An 18,434-nucleotide genomic window follows, 5' to 3' on the forward strand; every position below is an offset into this window, starting at 1 on the left:
TTATTCCTCAATCAAATCTTCAATATGCTTAATTAAAATTTCAATTCCTCTGGTATTTTTTGCCCCTCTAGGAATAATAATATCAGCATATTTTTTGGTTGGTTCTACATATTTTTCATGCATAGGCTTAACTTGTTTTATATATTGGGTCAAGACTGATTCCAAACTTCTTGACCTTTCCTTGGTATCTCTTAAAATTCTTCTTTGAAGCCTAACATCGCTATCAGCATCAATAAAAACACAAGTATCCAAAATATCCCTAACTCTTTTATCATATAAGACCAAAATACCCTCAATTAAAATAATTTTTTTGGGACTAACATGGATTGTTTTTTTACTTCTAGTGTGGATTTTATAATCATAAGTTGGCATATCTATATCCTTGCCAGCCTTTAAATCCAACAAATCCTTAATAAAGATATCATTATCAAAAGATGAAGGCTTATCATAATTTAATTTTTCCCTATCTTCAAAAGATAAATCATCATGGGCCTTATAATAATTATCATGGCCAATGACATACAAATCTTTAGAAAAATAGTTTTTAATATATTCAACAATTGAAGATTTTCCACTAGCAGATCCGCCAGCTATAGCTATAATTTTAGTATCCATTTTAATTCACTCTATTTACAATTTTACCATCAAGAAACTTATATAAATTATCAAAAACAATTTCACATCTTATCTTCATAGCCTCTTCAGTAAAAAATCCTACGTGATTGGTAAGAAGGACATTTTTTGCATTTCTTAATGGATAATCCTTATCTAGTGGCGGCTCCATATCAAAAACATCAATTCCTGCCCTTAACTTATCCTCATTTAATAATTTTGCTAAATAAGTATTATCAACAATTGGACCTCTTGCACAATTTATTAAAATTGCCTTATCCTTCATTAAATCAAGTTGATCTTTTCCAATAAAACCTATAGTTTCATCATTTTGAGGAAGATGAATTGAAACAATATCAGAATTTTTCAAAAGCTCTTCAAGGCTTACATATTTTGCTCCAAGATTTTTAACCTTATCTTTTTCACTTCTGTTAAATGCCAAAATATTTGCACCAAAAGCCTTAAAAATCTCAACAACTCTTGTACCAATTTTTCCAGTTCCAATAATTCCTACAGTTTTTCCCTTAATGATTTGACCTAGAAGATTGAAAGATTCATCTTGGAAAATATTCTTATTATTTTGGTCAAATTTTCTCATAACAGCAATCGTAAGACCAATTACAAGCTCAGCTACAGAATCATCAGAATATCCACTTGCATTTTCAACTATAATATCATTTTCCTCACAAGCAGCCATATCCACATGATTAAATCCTGTAAAAGCTACATCAATTAATTTCAAATTTGTATTATCTATTACTTTTTTTGAAAATTTATTATTTGTAATAATTGCAACTTGACTATCTTTTAATCTTTCAATTATTTCATCATCATCTTTTGCACTTTGCTTAAAATATTGAAATTCGTGGCCTAAACCCTCAATTTTTTTCTTATGTTTTTCTATAATTTCATTATCAACCATTAATGGATCTATTAAAGAAATTTTCATCAAAACCTCCAACTTTATCTTTTTAATAATTTTTCATCTTGATATTATTATACCTTTATGTTAAATTTAAATAAAGAAAGGAATTTATTATGGCAGTTGGCTTATCATTTAAAAACGGAAAATGCTTGGAAGCTATTGAATATTATTGCGATATTTTTGACATAGAGCCTCCCAAGAAATTAATTAGATATTCAGATTTTGAACAATATAATTTTCCTCTAGAAGTTAGAGATAGGATTTATAATTCAAAACTTGAAATATATGGAAATAATGTATATTTATTTGACACTACTGATGATAAACATTGGGTAAGTGGAAATAATGGACGAGTTGTTATCGAAACAAATAGTGAAAATTTGTACAAGGCTTATTCCAAGTTACAAAAAGAATCTAAGGTCTTGATGCAACCTCAAAAAATTAATAAGAAATTATTTACTACCTTGATTGATAAATATAATGTAGTTTGGCATATTATTGCTACAAATTAAAAAAAGATTCTTGCATATTTAACTGCAAGAATCTTTTTTTTCTTTTTTTCTTTTATCTCTTAATTTTTTAAAAAAACTTTGTAAAATTTCTAAACTTTGATCTTTCATTAAACCGAATTCTGCATCTAGAAAATGAAGTTGGCTCCTATCTCCTGTTATATTTGTATTTGATCCACAAGCTCCTCTTTTAACATCTGCAAGGGCAATTACCAGCCTATCAATTCTAGAATTGATTATTGCCCCAGCACACATAGAGCAAGGCTCCATCGTTACATACATTGTGCAATCTTCAAGCCTAAAGTCTCCAACATATTTACTAGCCTTATCTATGGCAAGTATTTCTGCATGTTTTAAGGCAGATTTTCCCTTGTAAGTATAATTGTGGCTTCTGGCAATTATTTTTCCATTTTTTACAATTACACAACCTATTGGAACTTCATCTTCAAGTCTTGCAAGTTTAGCTTCATTTATTGCTTCTTTCATATAAAAATAATCATCCATAAATTTCCTCTCAAAATATATTTTTACAATAAAAAAGACCATTGCTATATTTTTTTGCAATGATCTTAATTTTTTCTGGCGTCCCGAAGAGGATTCGAACCTCCGACACCCGCCTTAGGAGGGCGGTGCTCTATCCAGCTGAGCTACCAGGACCTACCAATTTATTATAGCAGAAAGAATAGAAAATGTAAATTTTTTTCTATTCTTTCATTTTTTATCTTGCTATTATGCATTCAACCAAAAAGTTACAAGCATCTGATATGGTTCTTTTTATTCTTGTAAAATTAGATGCCTTTGTCTGATCTTTTTTGCTTATTAAATTTACTTGGTAAGATTTATCTTCGTAAGAAATATAAACTTTTCCAAGTTTTTCTCCTTTTTTGATTGGAGCTTTTATATCTTTTTTAATATCTGTTTTTACATTTGGCATTGACTTATTTTTTATGATAAATCCTACATCTTGGTCAGGATATAATTCTACATATCCTTCCTTTACAGAATTTACCTTTACAAAATCGCTTGGTGTTTGTTTATCAGCCAATTTTTTATAGTTAAAATATCTTGAAACATAATAAATTAAATCTGTCATGGCAGCATCTCTTGTTGGATGGTCTTTTGCGCCCATTACTATAGAAATTGCCCTATAGTCATTTTTAGGATCAAATTTTCCCATATCTATTGTTGTTATAAGACAAGATCCTGCCTCTTCTGTTGTACCAGTTTTAAGTCCATCTACCCCCTTTATATCACCTTTTAAAGGAATGGTAGATTTTTTGTGTATATCTTTTTTATTATCATCAATCCCATCCATATTTGAATATTCTAAAATATCAGGGTATTTTTTCAAAATAATTCTTGTTAATTCGAACAAGTCTTTGGCAGATGATGAGTTTTGGGTATCATCTTCTGTATTTACTCCAGAAGCATTATAGTATTTTTGGCTTTTTAAATTTAATTCTTGGGCCTTTTTATTCATTTCTTTTGCAAAGTTATCTTCACTTCCAGAAATTTTACTGGCCAATAAATTTGCACAATCATTTCCACTTACAACAATTAAACCTGTTATTAATTCTTTTATAGTATATTCTTCCCCTTCTTTTATTCCCAAAGAAGAATATTCAGGCCCTGTTAAGTCTTCTGCTTCTTTTGTTCCCTTTACTTTCGTATCATAGGAAATTTTTCCACTATCAATGGCTTCACGTGTTAATAAAAAAGTCATTAGCTTACTCATAGAAGCTATTGGATAAGTCTTATCAGCATTTTTTTGATAAAAAATATCCCCACTTTCCTGGTTTCCTATCAAATAGGCCCTTACATCTTTATCGGCTCCTACTACATTATCTCCCTCTTTTGCTATTGATTCATCTGCAAAAACATTTAAGGGAGAAAACAAAAATAATATTGCCAAGATAAGAGCAGATATTTTATATTTTCTTTTCATTTATCCTCCTAGACTTCCAAAGATTCCATCTTTTTATAATTTTTTCTCAAAAGTTTTAATGTATAAACATCATCTCTTTTTGGATAAGTAAAGTCGAATTTATTAGCTAATTCCATGCCAATTCTCCTATACAATTGGCAAGCCTTAAAAATAGAATTATAAATATCTCCTATATCTTTTGCTCCAAAAGTCATAAGGACATCTTCTTTAATATCAGCTTCTAAGGTGTGGATTAAATTTTCTCCAAATTCTCCAGCATCCTTAGCCTTATTAAACTTATCAATTATGTACCAATTTAAAAGTTTAAAAAGCTCATCTCTCATAGCTTGCATTTTAAAACCAGCACTTATCATATCTCTTGACATCAAATAAAAAGATACATCCAAGGCCAAGGAGTAGAAATTTTTACTAGCCTCATCAAATTCAAATCCCCTAGGAAGTTTATAAACTTCCTTATTGTCTGTAACTTCTTCTTTTAAATTTATTTGATCGCTAATAAATTCAATATTTCCAGGGCAAAGCTTGATAAAATCTCCTGCTAAGTCAAGAGAAATTATTGTCAGCCCAATCTTTGTAGAATCATTGGTGTAAATTTCAAACTTGGTAAATTGTTGATTCTTTTTATCATGCTTAAAATAATCTTTCCTCTTATTTATAAGAGCATAATCATTAAAAATATTTTCTAAATCTTCCTTTATTTTTGATATGATAATATCACTATAAACAGCATAAATATTTGCAAAATGTTCATTGTTATTTTCTTCTTTTACAAAATAAATTGCCTTAACCTTATCATTAGATTTAGAATAATCATTAAATTTTTCTATAATATAATTTTTCATAACCACATCTTTCTCTTATTTATAAAATAATCTCATACTTTAATTTTACCACAAATAAGAAATCATTTTAAGGCATTATATTTTATAAAATCATTCAAAAGCTTTGCAGTCATTCCCCAAATTACAGGTTTGGTATCATAAAAATAAAAGGTGTGATATCTTTGCCAAAAATTATAATCCCTACCATTAGGAATTTTTTCAAAAGGAAAATCATCTGGTAAGTCCATTATCATTTTCGCCCTATATTTTTCTGGAGGATTATTTTTCAAGTAATCAATAGAAACTGTAAAGATAGAGGAAACTTCAACATTATAAGAAATATGTTCAAATTTTTTATTTATCCTACCAAAGTATGCCTTAATAATTCTATCAGAAGAAGATAAAATCATAGAAGAATATCCCTTCAAAGAAATATCTTTTTCATCTAAATTTAGCTCTTCCCTGCATTCTCTTATTGCAGCCATTTCAAAGCTTTCCCCTTCATTTACACCACCACCTGGAAAAGAAACCTCTCCTTTTTGTGAAACAATATCACTTCTTACTTCAAATAAAATATGGTCTTTGCCATCAATATTTATAATAGGAATAAAAACTGCATACTTGGATAAATTTTTATAAAATTCATCGTCAACTTGTAAATTTTTCATAAGAACTCCTAATATATTTTTATATATAATCTTTATAATCATTATACTATTTTAAAAATATTTTCTATCATGGATATTTTTGAAATAATTAGTATAATAAAAAAGAATAAAAAAAAGGAGTTATTATGTGGAAAGAATTTAAAGAATTTATTTCAAAAGGAAATGTTGTAGACTTAGCTATAGGTCTTATTATGGGATCTGCTTTTACTGCAATAGTTAAAGCTGTTGTAGATGGAATTTTGATGCCAATTATTTCAGGACTTACAGCTGGAGTTGATTATGAAGATATTGTTCTTAATTTTTTTGGGGCAAAATTACAAATAGGTAATGTGATTAATGCAATTATTACATTTTTAATTATTTCTTTATTCCTATTTATAATTGTAAAAACCTTAAATAAGACTAAAAAGGAAGAAGTTGAAGAGGAAACAACAAAAATTTGTCCTCACTGTAAAAGTGAAATTGACATAGAAGCGACAAGATGCCCTCATTGTACATCAAAGCTTGAAGGATTTTCTGAAGAAATTAAATAATTTTAAAAAAATAAAGCAGGCATAGAACCTGCTTTTTTCTATAGAAATTTTATCTTCTTTTTTCTTTAACATAATCACATGAATTACATTTTATTTCATCAGTTGACCTATTTTTTTTGTGGACTAAAAGGTCTCCACATTCTGGGCATTTTTCTCCTGTTGGCGGGTCCCATGTTGCATAATCGCATTTTGGGAAGTTTGAACAACCGTAAAATCTTTTGCCTCTTTTTGAAACTTTTTCTATGATTTCCCCATCATTACACTCTGGACATTTTACCCCTGTTGTTTTTATTATTGATTTTGTAAAATCACATTCTGGGAAATTCGTACAGCCTATAAATTTTCCATTTCTTCCATGTTTTTCTGCAAGAGGGTGACCACATTTTGGACATTTTTCATCCAAAATTTTATCCTTTACCTTATAATCTGTCGTATCTTTTGAAACTTTTTTAATATCTTTTTCAAATCCCTCATAAAAAGATTTCAATACATCCTTCCAGTAAACTTCATCTTGGGCAATTTTATCTAGCTCATCTTCCATTTTTGCTGTAAATTTTACATTTATTATATCGTCAAAACTTTCTTGCAAAAAGTCGTTTACCCTCATTCCAAGTTTTGTTGGAAGAATTTTCCTTTGTTCAAATTCTACATAATTTCTAGAAATAATTGAGGCTATTGTTGATGAATAGGTTGATGGCCTTCCTATCCCATATTCTTCCAAAGTTTTTACCAAACTTGCCTCTGTATAATTTGCAGGTGGCTTAGTAAAATGTTGGTCTTTTTTGATATCAATAGCCTTTATAATATCTCCTTTTTTTAAATCTGGTAGGATATTTTCATTTTCTTTTGCATTTGAAACTTTCATAAACCCATCAAACAAGGTTATTTTTCCATTTGTTTTAAATATTACCCCATTTGTATCAAAAGAGATAGATGTTGACAAGTATTCATAGTCTGCCATCTGACTTGCTACAACCCTGGTCCAAATTAATTTATAAAGTTTATATTGTTGATCAGTTAAATATTCTTTTACACTTATAGGGTCATTATAAATTGATGTTGGCCTAATTGCCTCATGGGCATCTTGACTTGTTTTTGCTTTTTTTGAATAAGAATTTCCTTTTGATGCATATTTTTGACCAAATTTTTCCTTAATATAGGATAAACTTTCTCCAATAATTTCATTTGAAAGTCTTGTTGCATCTGTTCTCATATAAGTAATTAGTCCGACTCTTCCCTTTTGACCTAAATCAATTCCTTCAAATAATTGTTGGGCAAGAGACATGGTATATTTGGTTGAAAATCCTAATTTATTTGAAGCATCTTGTTGGAGGGTTGAAGTTGTGTATGGCTTTTGTGGTTTTCTTTTCTTTTTTGTTTTTTGAATATCAACAACTTCAAATTTATCCTTATCAATCCTATTTAGGATTTTTTCTGCCCCATCTTCATTGGATATTTTCATTTTTTTTGATTTTGATCCATAAAATTCAGATTCAAATTCAATTTTACTTTCTTTATGTTTTGCAGTAATTGTCCAATATTCTTCAGGAACAAAAGCATCTATTTCTTTTTGCTTATCTACTATTAATTTTAGGGCAACTGATTGAACCCTACCTGCAGATAAACCAGATTTTACTCTTTTCCATAAAATTGGAGAAATTTCATAACCTACTATCCTATCCATTATTCTTCTTGCTTGTTGGCTATCTACCAAATTTTGGTCTATTTTTCTTGGATTTTTGATAGCATTTTTTACATTATTTTTGGTAATCTCGTGAAATTCTACCCTGTTTAATTCATTTTCATCAAGTCCCAAAAGATATTGCAAATGCCAACTTATAGCTTCACCTTCCCTATCAGGGTCTGTTGCAAGATAAACTTTATCTACGCTTTGTGCTTCTTTTTTTAAGGCATTAATCGTCTTTGCCTTTCCACGAACCTTTATATATTTGGGTTCAAAATTATCTTCTATATCTACTCCAAGCTTTGACTTTGGCAAATCCCTAAGATGGCCATAAGTTGCCCTTACCTTATAATTAGAACCTAGCATCTTAGTGATTGACTTAGCCTTGGTTGGAGACTCTACTATAACTAAATTTTTTGCCATTTAATCCCCTTTACATACATACTCATTATTTCCCATATTTTCTATGTAATCATTTAATTCCAAAAATATCAAAATATAATTTACATCTTCAATTGCCATAGAAAGATTTTGAGAAATTTCATCTGCGCTTGATGATGGCTTGTCGATTATATACTTTACTACATTTGCCGTATCTTTATCAAGTCCATCTAGATTAATTTTTCTTTTTTCCTTATTTATATTTTTAAAATCTTCAATTTCATCAATTATATCTGATGCATCCATTACAAGCTTTGATCCTTCCTGAATTAATTTATTACAGCCTTTTGAATAAATTGAATTTATATTTCCAGGTAGACAAAAAACTTCCCTGCCTTGATCAAGGGCAAAATTTGTTGTAATCATTGTTCCAGATTTCTCCTTTGCCTCTATTACACAAACTCCCTTACTTAGTCCTGATATTATTCTATTTCTTCTTGGAAAATTGTAAGAATTTGGTGGAGTTTCTAGGGGAAATTCTGAAATAATTAAGCCCTTTTCCTCAATTTTTTCATACAAATACTTATTTGCCTTGGGATAAATTATATCAAGACCTGATCCAATTACCCCAATAGTTTTTATATTATTTTCAAGGCTTACCTTATGACTAATTGCATCAATTCCATAGGCAAGGCCTGAAACTGTCCTTATATTTGTATCCTTAAATCCTTCAACAATTTTTTTACATGCCCATTTTCCGTAATCAGTACACTTTCTTGCCCCAATAAAGGCTATGGCGTTTTTGTCCTCTTTTTCAATTTTTCCCTTATAATAAAAAAGAGCAGGCCTATCATCTATAAAGGATAAATTTATGGGATAATTTTCATCATAGATAGTACAAATTTTGTAATTTCCCTTGATAACTTTTTCCTTATATGTTTTAAAATTTTCTAAATTTTTCTTAGAAAAAATCTTTTCTTTATTTTTCTTAGTCAACTTATCAAAAATTTTCCTATCAAGGTCAAAAAAATTATCCATATCAAGATTTTCACAAAAATCTAGTACTATCTTGTTGGATAAATTTATAAAATTAAAATATAAGAGTAATTCTTTCTTTTTCATCTAATCACCAAATGCATTTTTTATGTAATGAATCATCTTTTCTTCAAGATATACTTCGCAAACATCAAAGGAGATCAAAAATTCCCCCAGATTTTTTTCAATTAAATAAGCTTGGGCTGTTTTTTTGATTCTTTCTTGTTTAAAATAATCAACATCCAAACTTGCAGGTTTAAACTTATCATTTTTTCTGGTTTTAACTTCAACAAAGGTCAAAATATCATCTTTAATCGCTATAATATCAATTTCACCAAAAGATTTTAGGAAATTTCTTTCTAATATTTGGTATCCTTTTTTCTCCAAATACTTTGTGGCTATATCTTCCCCAAAATCTCCTATTGATCTTTTTTTGCTTTTCATATAAAAGATAGCTGCCTTTGGTAAAATTTTCTTAGAAAAGTTTTTCTATGAATTGGACACTCTCCATATTTTTCTATACCTTGGTAGTGTTTTTTTGTCCCATAGCCTGCATTGGTCTCAAAAGAATAATAGGGATAAATTTTTGAAAAATTTTCCATAATCTTATCCCTTCTAACCTTGGCAAGAATTGATGCACAGGAGATGGCATATTCGTACAAGTCACCTTTTACAATATTTAATTGCTTGATACCAGTATCAATTCTTTCAGCATCAATCAAAACAATTTGAGGGGTCTTTTCTAGCCCTTCTAGGGCATCTTTCATGGCAAGTTTTGTAGCCTCTTTTATGTTGATTTTATCTATAAGGATATTATTTGCATATCCAAAAGAATAAGAAATCGAATCATCAATGATTTTTCCATATAGTTCTTTCATCTTTTTTTTGGATAATTTTTTAGAATCAGTGACTCCTTCTATATAAGAATCTTTTTTCATAATTACTGCACAGGCTACAACAGGACCTGCCAAGGGTCCCCTTCCAACTTCGTCAATTCCTGCAATCAAATCATATTTTTCATGTATTTCGTTTTTAATTTCATCATTAAATTCAGAATATCTAGGCTTTTTCAATTGTTATCCTTCCAAGTTTTCCACTTCTAAAATCATTAAAAATTAAATTTGCACACCTTGTATAGTCTACCTCGCCCTTTCTAATAATTGCCCCTCTTCTAAGACCGATTTGATCATAAATTTCTATAGCTGTGCTAGTAGGATTAATCTTATATCTTTCTTTTAGATTTTCTGGATAAGACTCTTTCATAAATTCCAAAAATTTTAAGCACAATTCTTCAACATTTAAAATCTCATCCTTAATTGCATTTGTAAAAGATAGGTGAAGACCTGAATCTCCTTCAAGTTTTGGCCACAAAACACCAGGAGTGTCCAAAAGTAAAATTTTTTCTTTGGTTTTTATCCATTGTTTTTGTTGGGTAACCCCAGGCCTATTTCCAACTTTTGCTCCCTTTCTTTTAGCAATATTATTTATAAAGGTAGATTTTCCAGAATTTGGAACTCCAACCACCATCATCCTAATATTTTCATTTTCTATATTTTTTTCTTCATTTTTTATGAATTTTTCTTTTAAAATTTCCTTGGCTATATTATAAATTTGCCTTGTATTAATTTTTTCCTTAGAATTCATCTTTATAGCTTTAATTCCGCTATCTGCAAATTTTTTTATCCATTTTTCATTTTCAATAGGATCTGATAGATCAGTTTTATTCATTATTATAATCCTATCTTTTTTTTCAGTTATTTCTGAAATCAAAGGATTTCTAGATGATTCTGGGATTCTCGCATCTATTACTTCCAAAACTATATCAACAAGTTTTAGGGAATTTATTATTTCTTCTTTGGTCTTTTTCATATGACCAGGATACCAATTTATATTCATATATCCTCCTTATCTAATTATCAATTAATCTATTATATTTTACCATTTTAAGCTAATTATACATAATATAAAATTTTTTCTTAAAATTTACTTTTATATACAAAAAAATCAACCTCCAAGGAGGTTGATACAGACTGTTGACAAACTAAAAAATTTCCCATTTCGACCAAGTGCAACGAGCGGAGAAATATCATGAGATCTCTCCATGCGTTCACTTCACTCACTTAGTCGAGATGGGTTTTAGCGTAATTGTATGTTTAAATCATTGATTAATTATTAAACTGATTTTGTCTACGCTATGAATCAACCTCCAAGGAGATTGATTTTAATAATTTATTTTCTAATTTTAAGATAGGATAGGGTATAAAATAATTCTTTTTTAAAAAACAATAAGGCGGTTATACCATATACAAATAGGACTATCAAACTATCTATACTAGCACCTAAAATAAAGTGCAAGAAAGTTGGCTCTTTAATTTTGAAAAATTGACAAATTATTATAGAAAAGACTGTTGAAACTATTATTAAAAATAATTTTTTGTAAAAAATACTTTGCTTTCTTCCTTCAACAATTTTTTTTGTATATCTTACATGAAAGATCATCCTATATGTCATAGCAAGAGAGGTACCAATACCTACTCCTACAAGGCCTATTTTATTTACCAAAATTATTGATACAAGAATGTTAATTATGGCCTCAATATAGGCTGGTATAGTTATTTCCTTAAATTTATTTGCACTGTAGGCTAAATTAAGGTGGGGATATTTTATTAAATAAAGGGCCTCTGATAATACAATTATATAACCAAAAATTGGTTGAAAATAATCAGCATCAGTAATATTTTTTGTATATAGGCTAACGAAAGGACTTATTTGCAAGGCTGCTACTGTAAAAAGTCCTCCTACTAGAAAAAATATTATAAATTCATACATATCTAGTTTAAAATTTAGGTCTTCTGGATCGTTTTTTGCATAGGCTTGGCCAATAACAGGTTCGATTCCTGAGGATATTGACTTAACCAAACTACCCAAGCCATTTGTAACTAAGGCATAAACATAATAAATTGATACCATTTTTAAATTTGCAAAAATAGTTAATATAGTTATGTCTGTACTTGTGTGGATAAAGGCTGCTACATTAATGGCAAAACCATTCCACCTATCTTTTAAAAGTCTATTATCATATTTTTCATCCCAAGATATATTATAATTTTTCTTAATATAATGATTGTAAATTAAAGGCTGAATTATATACATACTTCCACTTACAAATTTTAAAATATGTATATTAGGATAAATTATTGCACTAAGATAGGTAAAGACTATATTTAATATGCTAATACCTATTTGGGTAAAAGAAATTACATATATTTTTTTATCTACTATTAATAAACTTCTAAGAGTAAGGGAGAACATATATTGTATAAATAAGGTTATTGATAAGATAATAGTTAATACAAATACATAAGTAAAACCAAAATCCTTATTTATAAATATAGGATAAACAAAGGCAAGAATTATGGAATAAGCAATAAAAATATAGCCAATATTTCTATAAAATCTTTTGGAAGTAACCAAAATACGGCTTATCTTTTTTGAATCCTTGTCTAAAAGCGGCTTATATAAATTTGCATATATAACTCCAGTTATTCCTCCTTCAACTAGGGCAATATAGCTTAAAAATTGACCAATAGAAGATACCAAACCATTAACAGAAGAACCAAAATAAACTAAAAGTATTTTAGGAATTATAAATCCACTTATTATAGTTACAATCTGCAACAGCAAAGAAGATACTGAATTTAATAAGGTAACCTTAGTCTTCATATTTCCACGCACTCAATCCGTGATCTCTTCTTTCACTTTCTTTAGGAAGTTTCATATAATCACCATAATTAATTTTTAAGTAGGTATCATAATCACTTACACCCTTAACAGTAATATTTTCAAATTGGTAGTCCTTATATGAATCAAAAATTTCCTTTGGTAAAATCCTACTACTTGAAGTTCCAAATACATTATTGGATATATATCCACTTTCTTTTATTCTAGATGATAAAGATTCTAATTTTTTTGCATAATATTTTCCGCTTTTTCTTTTAGCAATTTTCATAGCTATAGTATTTGCTAAACATTTTTTTGCATTAGACTCCCATCCGTATTCATGACATCTTGCAAAATAGTAATTTTTTCTTAAAACCTTATAAATCCAGAAGAAAAATAATTTTTTAAAATGTTTTGGCACATTATCTGCAGGAAAAATATCAACCCACAAATATCCATCGACATATCCACCTTCAAACTCTTCTCTAGTTTCAATTTTTGTATTAAGTACCTTTAAGAAAGGAATATCTGCATTATCTAGAGGAACACCTTTACATATTATCCCATCTCTTATCTCATTATTTTTTCTTAGTATCTCTAATAATTTATTGTACTCAGATCTTTTTATAGAAATATCAATGTCATCATCCCATGGAATAAACCCCTTATGCCTTACTGCTCCAAGCAAACTTCCAAAAGAAATACTGTATTCTATATTATTTTCTCTTAAAAATTCATCAACAATTTTTAAAAGTTTTACTAATTCCTCATGAACTTCTTTTTTGCTCAATTTGTATTTTTTCCTCATAAAATATATCTCCTAAATAAGCTTGTAAAATAATTCTTAAAGCTTATATTATAATATTCTAATTCTAAATTAATTCAATGTAAAAATAAATTAAAAAAAAGCCCCAAAAGGGGCAAAATTTTTAATAATTTGTTTTTTCTTTAACTTTAGCAGCCTTACCTTGACGTCCTCTAAGGTAGTTTAATTTAGCACGTCTAACCTTACCACGTCTAACGATTTTGAATGCTTCAAGTCTTGGTGAGTGATAAAGGAATGTTCTTTCAACTCCTACACCGTAAGAAAGTCTTCTAAGTGTAAAAGTTTTTCCAAGGTTTCCTTCATTTATTTTGATTACTACACCTTCAAAGTCTTGGAGTCTTGTTTTATCTCCTTCTTTGATTCTGTAGCTTACTCTTACAGTATCTCCAACTCTAAAGTCTGGATTATCTTCACGTAGTTGTTCATTTTCTATTTTTTTGATTAATTCCATCGTGATCCTCCTTGATATATCTATCGTATAAATCTCTTCTTACTCTTTTAGTTTTTTGAAGAGATGATTTCTTTTTCCATTCATCTACTAATTTATGATTTCCACTATAAAGTTCTTTTGGAACCATATAGCCATTAAAATTTCTAGGTTTTGTGTACTCATCATATTGTAGTAGACCATTGTAGTGTGAATCTGTAACTAAAGATTCTTTTTTTCCAACAACTCCTCCAATAAATCTTGAAAGAGAATCTATTAACACCATGGCAGGGATTTCGCCACCTGTTAAAACATAATCTCCAATTGAAACTTCATAATCAACATAGTGGTTGGTAATTCTTGCATCAATTCCTTCGTAATGACCACAAAGTATTACCAAGTCTTCAAAATCTGCAAATTTGATTGCTAATTTTTGGTTTAGGATTTCTCCTGCTGCAGACATGTAGACTACTTTTGATTTTGAGCTTTTATTTGCTATTAGGGCATCATAAATTGGCTGAGGTTTCATTAGCATTCCTGCCGCTCCACCAAAGACTGTATCATCAACCTTGTTGTGTTTGTCCTTGCTATAATCTCTTATGTTAACAAGATTAATTTCAATAAGTCCTTTTTCAATTGCTTTTCCTATTACCCCATAGCTTTTTAGAAATTCGAAAGATTCTGGAAAAAGTGTAAGTATAGTTATTTTATTCATAGTCTTTGAAGTTTTCCACTTCTATTTTTTTATTTTCTAAGTCAACATTTTTAATTGTAGCATTTAGGGCTGGAAAATAAACTTCCTTGCCATCTTTTTCTATTACATAGATGTCGTTTGGATAAACTCCTGTGATAACATCTTTTATAAAACCAAGTTCTTGATTTTTCTCATAAACTTTTAGGCCAATTAAATCAAATAAATAATATTCACCATTATCTAATTTCTCTAAGTCTTTGTCCTCAATAGTAAGTTCGTGTCCAATAAACTTTTCTACTTCATTAATATCATCATAGTCCTTGAGTTTTATGATAATACTACCCTTGTGCTTAAAGGATGATTCAATTGTAACTAAATTCCCATCAAGAAAAAGTTTAGATCCTTTTTCAAATCTTTTTTCATTATCAGAAAAAGATTTTATTTTAAGATTTCCTTTTATCCCATGAGTTGTAATTATTTCTGCTACAGTTATTTTCATATTCTTATATTAACCTTAACATCTTCTTTTACTGCACAAGCACGAGCAATAGTTCTAATAGAATTTATTATATTTCCACCTTTTCCAATTACTCTTCCCTTGTCAGCTTCTGCTACGTTAATTTTTATGTCAACTTCTCCGTTGTCTTCTTCTAATATTATTCCTACAGCATCCTTGTTTTCTACAAGTTCTGTAACTATTAGTTTGACTAATTCTTTCATTTTCTTAAGCTAAAACGTTGTTGTCGTTAAATAATTTTTCAACTATTGATGTTGGTTTTGCACCATTTTTGATCCATTGTTTAGCTTTTTCGTTGTCAACTTTAAATTCTTTTGGTTCAGATACTGGATTGTATGTTCCAATTTCTTCGATGAATTTTCCATCTCTTGGACTTCTAGAATCTGCTACAACTACTCTGTAAAATGGTCTTTTCTTTTGTCCCATTCTTTTTAATCTAATTTTTACTGCCATCATAACCTCCGTATTTTTTAGAAGAAAGGCATGTTAAATTTTCTTTTGCCTTTTCTACCTTTTTTCATATTAGTAAATTGTTTCATCATTTTCTTTAGTTCTTTGAATTGCTTTAATAATTTATTTAATTCGTTCATATCAACCCCAGATCCCTTGGCAATTCTTTCCTTACGACTTTTGCCAATAATCTCAGGTTTTTCTCTTTCTTCTTTGGTCATAGAAGATATTAAAGCTTCAATCCTTACAAATCCCTTTTCATCAACATTAACATTTTTTAACATCTTGTTGTTTACTCCAGGAATCATTGAAAGTAAATCCTCAAGCGGTCCCATATTTCTTATTTGATTTATTTGTTCAATAAAATCATCTAAGGTATAGGTTTGGTTTCGCATCTTTTCTTCAAGCTCTTTTGCATCTTTCAAAGAAACTTGCTTTTCTGCCTTTTCTATAAGAGATAAGACATCTCCCATTCCTAAAATTCTTGATGCCATCCTATCTGGATGAAAGGCTTCAAGATCGTCAAGTTTTTCTCCAGTACCAATAAATTTAATTGGCTTTCCTACAACTTGTCTAATTGAAAGGGCAGCTCCACCTCTTGCATCACCATCAAGCTTTGTTAAAATTACACCTGTTATATCGAGGTAGTCATCAAAAGTTTTTGCTACATTTACTGATTCTTGACCAACCATAGCATCAACTACCAATAAAATTTCATCAGGTTTAACAGCTTTTTTAATGTTTTTTAGCTCATCCATCAAGTCCTCATCAATTTGAAGACGTCCGGCCGTATCCATTATAACAACATCATTGTTATTTCTTCTAGCATATTCCTTGGCTTCATTTGCAGTTTTTACCGGATCTTGTTTTCCTTTTTCAAAAACTTCAACCTCAGCCTGACCCCCTACAACCTTTAATTGCTCAATAGCTGCAGGCCTATAAACGTCAAGAGCTACTAAAAGAGGATTTCTGCCTTCTTTTTTTAATTTGCGAACAAGCTTACCAGAGTGAGTTGTCTTACCAGAACCTTGTAAACCTACCATCAAAACAACATGAGGAGTAGATCCCTTTAGTTCAAGTTTAGAATTTTCCTTACCCATAAGATTTGTAAGCTCTTCATTTACAATCTTAATTACAGTTTGACCTGGAGTAAGAGATTCCATGACATCTTGACCCATCGATCTTTCCTTAACTTTTTTGATGAAATTTTTAACTACCTTGTAGTTAACATCAGCTTCAAGCAAGGAAAGTTTAATTTCTCTGGCTGCATTATCGATGTCTTTTTCGCTTAATTTTCCTTTTCCTGTAAGTTTACCTAAAGTATCTTGTAACTTTTCAGAAAGATTTGAAAAAATCATATTTTCACATCCTAAATCTTATTTATCATTTGATCTATTTTTTCAATAGCCTTATCTTCATTTGAACTTTCGATCAACTCTCTTAATAAAGATAAATCATCTCTTAACTCATCTTTTTTCTTCAATAAAGAAAGCTCATTTTCGAACTCAAATAATTTATCAACTGACCTTTGTACCATATCTGATATGGCCTGCTTTGACTTATTATTATTTTGGGCTATCTCATTTAATGATAAATCTTCATTGTAATAACAATTTATGACATCTTTTTGCTTTTCATTCAAAAGCGATCCATAAGTGTCAAACAATCTTGCAACTTGTACTAATTTTTCCATATTCTCACCCGTCAAGTAATTTTCTTGACCTATAAAGTATACTAGTAATTTTATATCTTGTCAAGATTTTTTCTTGACTATTTTTTTCTTGCATTTCCAATAATATTTGAAAATATAAAAATGAAATTATAAGGAAAATGTTGAATTTATTTTTAAATTTTTTTGAAAATTTTTAATTAACTTGTAAAAATTTTAATAAACTATTTCAATTTAAAATTTATTATAATTTGTTTTTAGCTAAGGGATTAAGAAGAATTAATCCTATTTGTCATTCTTATGCATCTAATAGCGAAAATACTATTGAACATATAGAAAATTATAGTGCTTTGAACGATTCAAAATAAATGAATTTTAAAAAAAGATTGAAAATGCAAAAAAGAATTGGAATTAAATAGAAAAAACAAGCTTATGAAAATTTTGTAAGTGAGTGTAATAACATTTAGATGAAAATTTGATAAGTAGATTTTCCTTTAACAACTTCTAATACACTATTATATTTATCCTCTACTGAAAAACTATTGTCATGAGATTTATGCTTTAATAATTCCATGTGTTTCTACTAAATTATTCTATCTTCTTATGTAGTTAAGGAAATAATATTTGTTGATAGCTCTAGGTGTATCAGCCTTTTTACCTTATTTATATAATTCTATACATTCCTTTTTAAACTCATACCTATATTTCATAAAAATACCCTCCTTACTGGTTTGTCCAGTAAAGAGGGTACATATACTTAGCTATTCTGTTTCATCACTTTTTATTAATAAATTATATTATTTTTTTCTTTTTTTACTTACAAATAATCCACCTATAGCTGTCATTAAAATTCCTGCTAAACCTTCTACAGATTCAATGCCAGTTTGTATATTTTTACCTATTTGACCTAAGCTTTTTGTATTATTTGCTTTGTCTTTATTATTTGGCTTATTAGTTCCAGGTGTTTTTGTACTTGGATTTTCTGGTTTATTTGTTCCAGATGTTTCTGTACTTGGAT

Annotated in this window: 23 protein-coding genes and 1 tRNA gene; 2 read left to right on the forward strand and 22 right to left on the reverse strand. The window is 29.0% G+C overall.

The window, feature by feature from the left end; all coding sequences use genetic code 11:
• Nucleotides 1-615 carry a uridine kinase gene (udk, locus tag CJ192_RS04400; protein ID WP_004816236.1) on the reverse strand — a complete coding sequence of 205 codons (615 nt, stop codon included), beginning with the start codon at nucleotides 613-615 and terminating at the stop codon, nucleotides 1-3.
• Nucleotide 616: 1 nt separating this feature from the next.
• Complete coding sequence (locus CJ192_RS04405) at nucleotides 617-1,561, reverse strand: NAD(P)-dependent oxidoreductase (protein WP_102197918.1); 945 nt, start codon at nucleotides 1,559-1,561, stop codon at nucleotides 617-619.
• Nucleotides 1,562-1,650: 89 nt separating this feature from the next.
• Between CJ192_RS04405 and CJ192_RS04410 the strand changes: the two genes are divergently transcribed.
• Nucleotides 1,651-2,049, forward strand: a complete 399-nt coding sequence (locus tag CJ192_RS04410; protein ID WP_037376633.1) for a VOC family protein — start codon at nucleotides 1,651-1,653, stop codon at nucleotides 2,047-2,049.
• Nucleotides 2,050-2,067: 18 nt separating this feature from the next.
• Here CJ192_RS04410 and CJ192_RS04415 read toward each other — a convergent pair whose 3' ends face one another.
• From CJ192_RS04415 to CJ192_RS04435, 5 genes are all read right to left on the reverse strand, one after another.
• The gene (locus tag CJ192_RS04415; RefSeq protein WP_102197919.1) at nucleotides 2,068-2,550 is read right to left on the reverse strand and encodes a nucleoside deaminase; all 483 of its coding nucleotides are present in this window, start codon (nucleotides 2,548-2,550) and stop codon (nucleotides 2,068-2,070) included.
• Nucleotides 2,551-2,626: 76 nt separating this feature from the next.
• Nucleotides 2,627-2,703, reverse strand: a tRNA-Arg gene (locus CJ192_RS04420).
• 61 nt (nucleotides 2,704-2,764) lie between these two features.
• Nucleotides 2,765-3,991 (reverse strand): D-alanyl-D-alanine carboxypeptidase family protein, encoded by a 1,227-nt coding sequence (locus CJ192_RS04425; RefSeq protein ID WP_004812107.1) that lies wholly within the window; start codon nucleotides 3,989-3,991, stop codon nucleotides 2,765-2,767.
• Between the two features lie 8 nt (nucleotides 3,992-3,999).
• Nucleotides 4,000-4,833, reverse strand: a complete 834-nt coding sequence (locus CJ192_RS04430) for an aminoglycoside 6-adenylyltransferase (protein WP_004816227.1) — start codon at nucleotides 4,831-4,833, stop codon at nucleotides 4,000-4,002.
• Nucleotides 4,834-4,895: 62 nt separating this feature from the next.
• The gene (locus CJ192_RS04435; protein ID WP_102197920.1) at nucleotides 4,896-5,480 is read right to left on the reverse strand and encodes an NUDIX hydrolase; all 585 of its coding nucleotides are present in this window, start codon (nucleotides 5,478-5,480) and stop codon (nucleotides 4,896-4,898) included.
• 125 nt (nucleotides 5,481-5,605) lie between these two features.
• Between CJ192_RS04435 and mscL the strand changes: the two genes are divergently transcribed.
• The gene (gene mscL / locus CJ192_RS04440) at nucleotides 5,606-6,013 is read left to right on the forward strand and encodes a large conductance mechanosensitive channel protein MscL (protein WP_004812101.1); all 408 of its coding nucleotides are present in this window, start codon (nucleotides 5,606-5,608) and stop codon (nucleotides 6,011-6,013) included.
• 49 nt (nucleotides 6,014-6,062) lie between these two features.
• On the opposite strand, the gene topA is transcribed toward mscL, so the two are convergent.
• The 15 genes from topA to CJ192_RS09290 all read right to left on the reverse strand — a co-directional run.
• Nucleotides 6,063-8,120, reverse strand: a complete 2,058-nt coding sequence (topA, locus tag CJ192_RS04445) for a type I DNA topoisomerase (RefSeq protein WP_102197921.1) — start codon at nucleotides 8,118-8,120, stop codon at nucleotides 6,063-6,065.
• Nucleotides 8,121-9,200, reverse strand: coding sequence for a DNA-processing protein DprA (gene dprA / locus CJ192_RS04450; protein ID WP_102197922.1), 1,080 nt, complete (start codon nucleotides 9,198-9,200; stop codon nucleotides 8,121-8,123). It lies immediately after the preceding gene.
• Nucleotides 9,201-9,557, reverse strand: a complete 357-nt coding sequence (locus CJ192_RS04455) for a YraN family protein (RefSeq protein ID WP_102197923.1) — start codon at nucleotides 9,555-9,557, stop codon at nucleotides 9,201-9,203.
• The gene (locus tag CJ192_RS04460; RefSeq protein ID WP_102197924.1) at nucleotides 9,554-10,186 is read right to left on the reverse strand and encodes a ribonuclease HII; all 633 of its coding nucleotides are present in this window, start codon (nucleotides 10,184-10,186) and stop codon (nucleotides 9,554-9,556) included. The genes CJ192_RS04455 and CJ192_RS04460 overlap by 4 nt, the downstream gene beginning before the upstream one ends.
• Nucleotides 10,173-11,009 carry a ribosome biogenesis GTPase YlqF gene (gene ylqF, locus CJ192_RS04465; RefSeq protein ID WP_102197925.1) on the reverse strand — a complete coding sequence of 279 codons (837 nt, stop codon included), beginning with the start codon at nucleotides 11,007-11,009 and terminating at the stop codon, nucleotides 10,173-10,175. Before ylqF ends, CJ192_RS04460 begins: the two co-directional genes overlap by 14 nt.
• A gap of 333 nt (nucleotides 11,010-11,342) precedes the next feature.
• Nucleotides 11,343-12,836 (reverse strand): polysaccharide biosynthesis C-terminal domain-containing protein, encoded by a 1,494-nt coding sequence (locus tag CJ192_RS04470; protein WP_102197926.1) that lies wholly within the window; start codon nucleotides 12,834-12,836, stop codon nucleotides 11,343-11,345.
• Nucleotides 12,826-13,641 carry a LicD family protein gene (locus CJ192_RS04475; RefSeq protein WP_102197927.1) on the reverse strand — a complete coding sequence of 272 codons (816 nt, stop codon included), beginning with the start codon at nucleotides 13,639-13,641 and terminating at the stop codon, nucleotides 12,826-12,828. The genes CJ192_RS04470 and CJ192_RS04475 overlap by 11 nt, the downstream gene beginning before the upstream one ends.
• Before the next feature lie 121 nt (nucleotides 13,642-13,762).
• Complete coding sequence (rplS, locus tag CJ192_RS04480) at nucleotides 13,763-14,110, reverse strand: 50S ribosomal protein L19 (RefSeq protein WP_004816243.1); 348 nt, start codon at nucleotides 14,108-14,110, stop codon at nucleotides 13,763-13,765.
• Complete coding sequence (trmD, locus tag CJ192_RS04485; protein WP_102197928.1) at nucleotides 14,082-14,801, reverse strand: tRNA (guanosine(37)-N1)-methyltransferase TrmD; 720 nt, start codon at nucleotides 14,799-14,801, stop codon at nucleotides 14,082-14,084. Before trmD ends, rplS begins: the two co-directional genes overlap by 29 nt.
• On the reverse strand, nucleotides 14,794-15,279 hold the full coding sequence (gene rimM, locus CJ192_RS04490) for a ribosome maturation factor RimM (protein ID WP_102197929.1): 486 nt from the start codon (nucleotides 15,277-15,279) through the stop codon (nucleotides 14,794-14,796). The genes trmD and rimM overlap by 8 nt, the downstream gene beginning before the upstream one ends.
• A complete protein-coding gene (locus CJ192_RS04495; protein ID WP_004812081.1) occupies nucleotides 15,276-15,500 on the reverse strand; it encodes a KH domain-containing protein in 225 nt (74 codons plus the stop codon). The genes rimM and CJ192_RS04495 overlap by 4 nt, the downstream gene beginning before the upstream one ends.
• Nucleotides 15,501-15,504: 4 nt before the next feature.
• Complete coding sequence (gene rpsP, locus CJ192_RS04500) at nucleotides 15,505-15,750, reverse strand: 30S ribosomal protein S16 (protein WP_004812078.1); 246 nt, start codon at nucleotides 15,748-15,750, stop codon at nucleotides 15,505-15,507.
• 17 nt (nucleotides 15,751-15,767) lie between these two features.
• Nucleotides 15,768-17,105, reverse strand: coding sequence for a signal recognition particle protein (ffh, locus tag CJ192_RS04505; protein WP_004812077.1), 1,338 nt, complete (start codon nucleotides 17,103-17,105; stop codon nucleotides 15,768-15,770).
• 11 nt (nucleotides 17,106-17,116) lie between these two features.
• Nucleotides 17,117-17,440: a YlxM family DNA-binding protein gene (gene ylxM / locus CJ192_RS04510; protein ID WP_004816222.1), complete on the reverse strand. Its 324-nt coding sequence runs from the start codon at nucleotides 17,438-17,440 to the stop codon at nucleotides 17,117-17,119.
• A 773-nt stretch (nucleotides 17,441-18,213) separates the two neighbouring features.
• Nucleotides 18,214-18,434, reverse strand: a 221-nt coding sequence (locus tag CJ192_RS09290; protein ID WP_425319621.1) for a hypothetical protein, incomplete at its 5' end; no start/stop codon positions are given.

Origin of the sequence: Anaerococcus hydrogenalis, assembly GCF_002871895.1 — a bacterium.
Taxonomy (GTDB): domain Bacteria; phylum Bacillota; class Clostridia; order Tissierellales; family Peptoniphilaceae; genus Anaerococcus; species Anaerococcus hydrogenalis.

What these genes read in the sequence shown, in the direction of transcription:
- CJ192_RS04425 (WP_004812107.1), bottom strand. Translation starts at nt 3,991, where the DNA reads ATGAAAAGAAAATATAAAATATCTGCTCTTATCTTGGCAATATTATTT.
- trmD (WP_102197928.1), bottom strand. Translation starts at nt 14,801, where the DNA reads ATGAATAAAATAACTATACTTACACTTTTTCCAGAATCTTTCGAATTT.
- topA (WP_102197921.1), bottom strand. Translation starts at nt 8,120, where the DNA reads ATGGCAAAAAATTTAGTTATAGTAGAGTCTCCAACCAAGGCTAAGTCA.
- CJ192_RS04415 (WP_102197919.1), bottom strand. Translation starts at nt 2,550, where the DNA reads ATGGATGATTATTTTTATATGAAAGAAGCAATAAATGAAGCTAAACTT.
- CJ192_RS04495 (WP_004812081.1), bottom strand. Translation starts at nt 15,500, where the DNA reads ATGAAAGAATTAGTCAAACTAATAGTTACAGAACTTGTAGAAAACAAG.
- CJ192_RS04410 (WP_037376633.1), top strand. Translation starts at nt 1,651, where the DNA reads ATGGCAGTTGGCTTATCATTTAAAAACGGAAAATGCTTGGAAGCTATT.
- rpsP (WP_004812078.1), bottom strand. Translation starts at nt 15,750, where the DNA reads ATGGCAGTAAAAATTAGATTAAAAAGAATGGGACAAAAGAAAAGACCA.
- CJ192_RS04430 (WP_004816227.1), bottom strand. Translation starts at nt 4,833, where the DNA reads ATGAAAAATTATATTATAGAAAAATTTAATGATTATTCTAAATCTAAT.
- ylxM (WP_004816222.1), bottom strand. Translation starts at nt 17,440, where the DNA reads ATGGAAAAATTAGTACAAGTTGCAAGATTGTTTGACACTTATGGATCG.
- CJ192_RS04405 (WP_102197918.1), bottom strand. Translation starts at nt 1,561, where the DNA reads ATGAAAATTTCTTTAATAGATCCATTAATGGTTGATAATGAAATTATA.
- ffh (WP_004812077.1), bottom strand. Translation starts at nt 17,105, where the DNA reads ATGATTTTTTCAAATCTTTCTGAAAAGTTACAAGATACTTTAGGTAAA.
- dprA (WP_102197922.1), bottom strand. Translation starts at nt 9,200, where the DNA reads ATGAAAAAGAAAGAATTACTCTTATATTTTAATTTTATAAATTTATCC.
- ylqF (WP_102197925.1), bottom strand. Translation starts at nt 11,009, where the DNA reads ATGAATATAAATTGGTATCCTGGTCATATGAAAAAGACCAAAGAAGAA.
- rplS (WP_004816243.1), bottom strand. Translation starts at nt 14,110, where the DNA reads ATGGAATTAATCAAAAAAATAGAAAATGAACAACTACGTGAAGATAAT.
- mscL (WP_004812101.1), top strand. Translation starts at nt 5,606, where the DNA reads ATGTGGAAAGAATTTAAAGAATTTATTTCAAAAGGAAATGTTGTAGAC.
- CJ192_RS04455 (WP_102197923.1), bottom strand. Translation starts at nt 9,557, where the DNA reads ATGAAAAGCAAAAAAAGATCAATAGGAGATTTTGGGGAAGATATAGCC.
- CJ192_RS04475 (WP_102197927.1), bottom strand. Translation starts at nt 13,641, where the DNA reads ATGAGGAAAAAATACAAATTGAGCAAAAAAGAAGTTCATGAGGAATTA.
- rimM (WP_102197929.1), bottom strand. Translation starts at nt 15,279, where the DNA reads ATGAAAATAACTGTAGCAGAAATAATTACAACTCATGGGATAAAAGGA.
- udk (WP_004816236.1), bottom strand. Translation starts at nt 615, where the DNA reads ATGGATACTAAAATTATAGCTATAGCTGGCGGATCTGCTAGTGGAAAA.
- CJ192_RS04470 (WP_102197926.1), bottom strand. Translation starts at nt 12,836, where the DNA reads ATGAAGACTAAGGTTACCTTATTAAATTCAGTATCTTCTTTGCTGTTG.
- CJ192_RS04435 (WP_102197920.1), bottom strand. Translation starts at nt 5,480, where the DNA reads ATGAAAAATTTACAAGTTGACGATGAATTTTATAAAAATTTATCCAAG.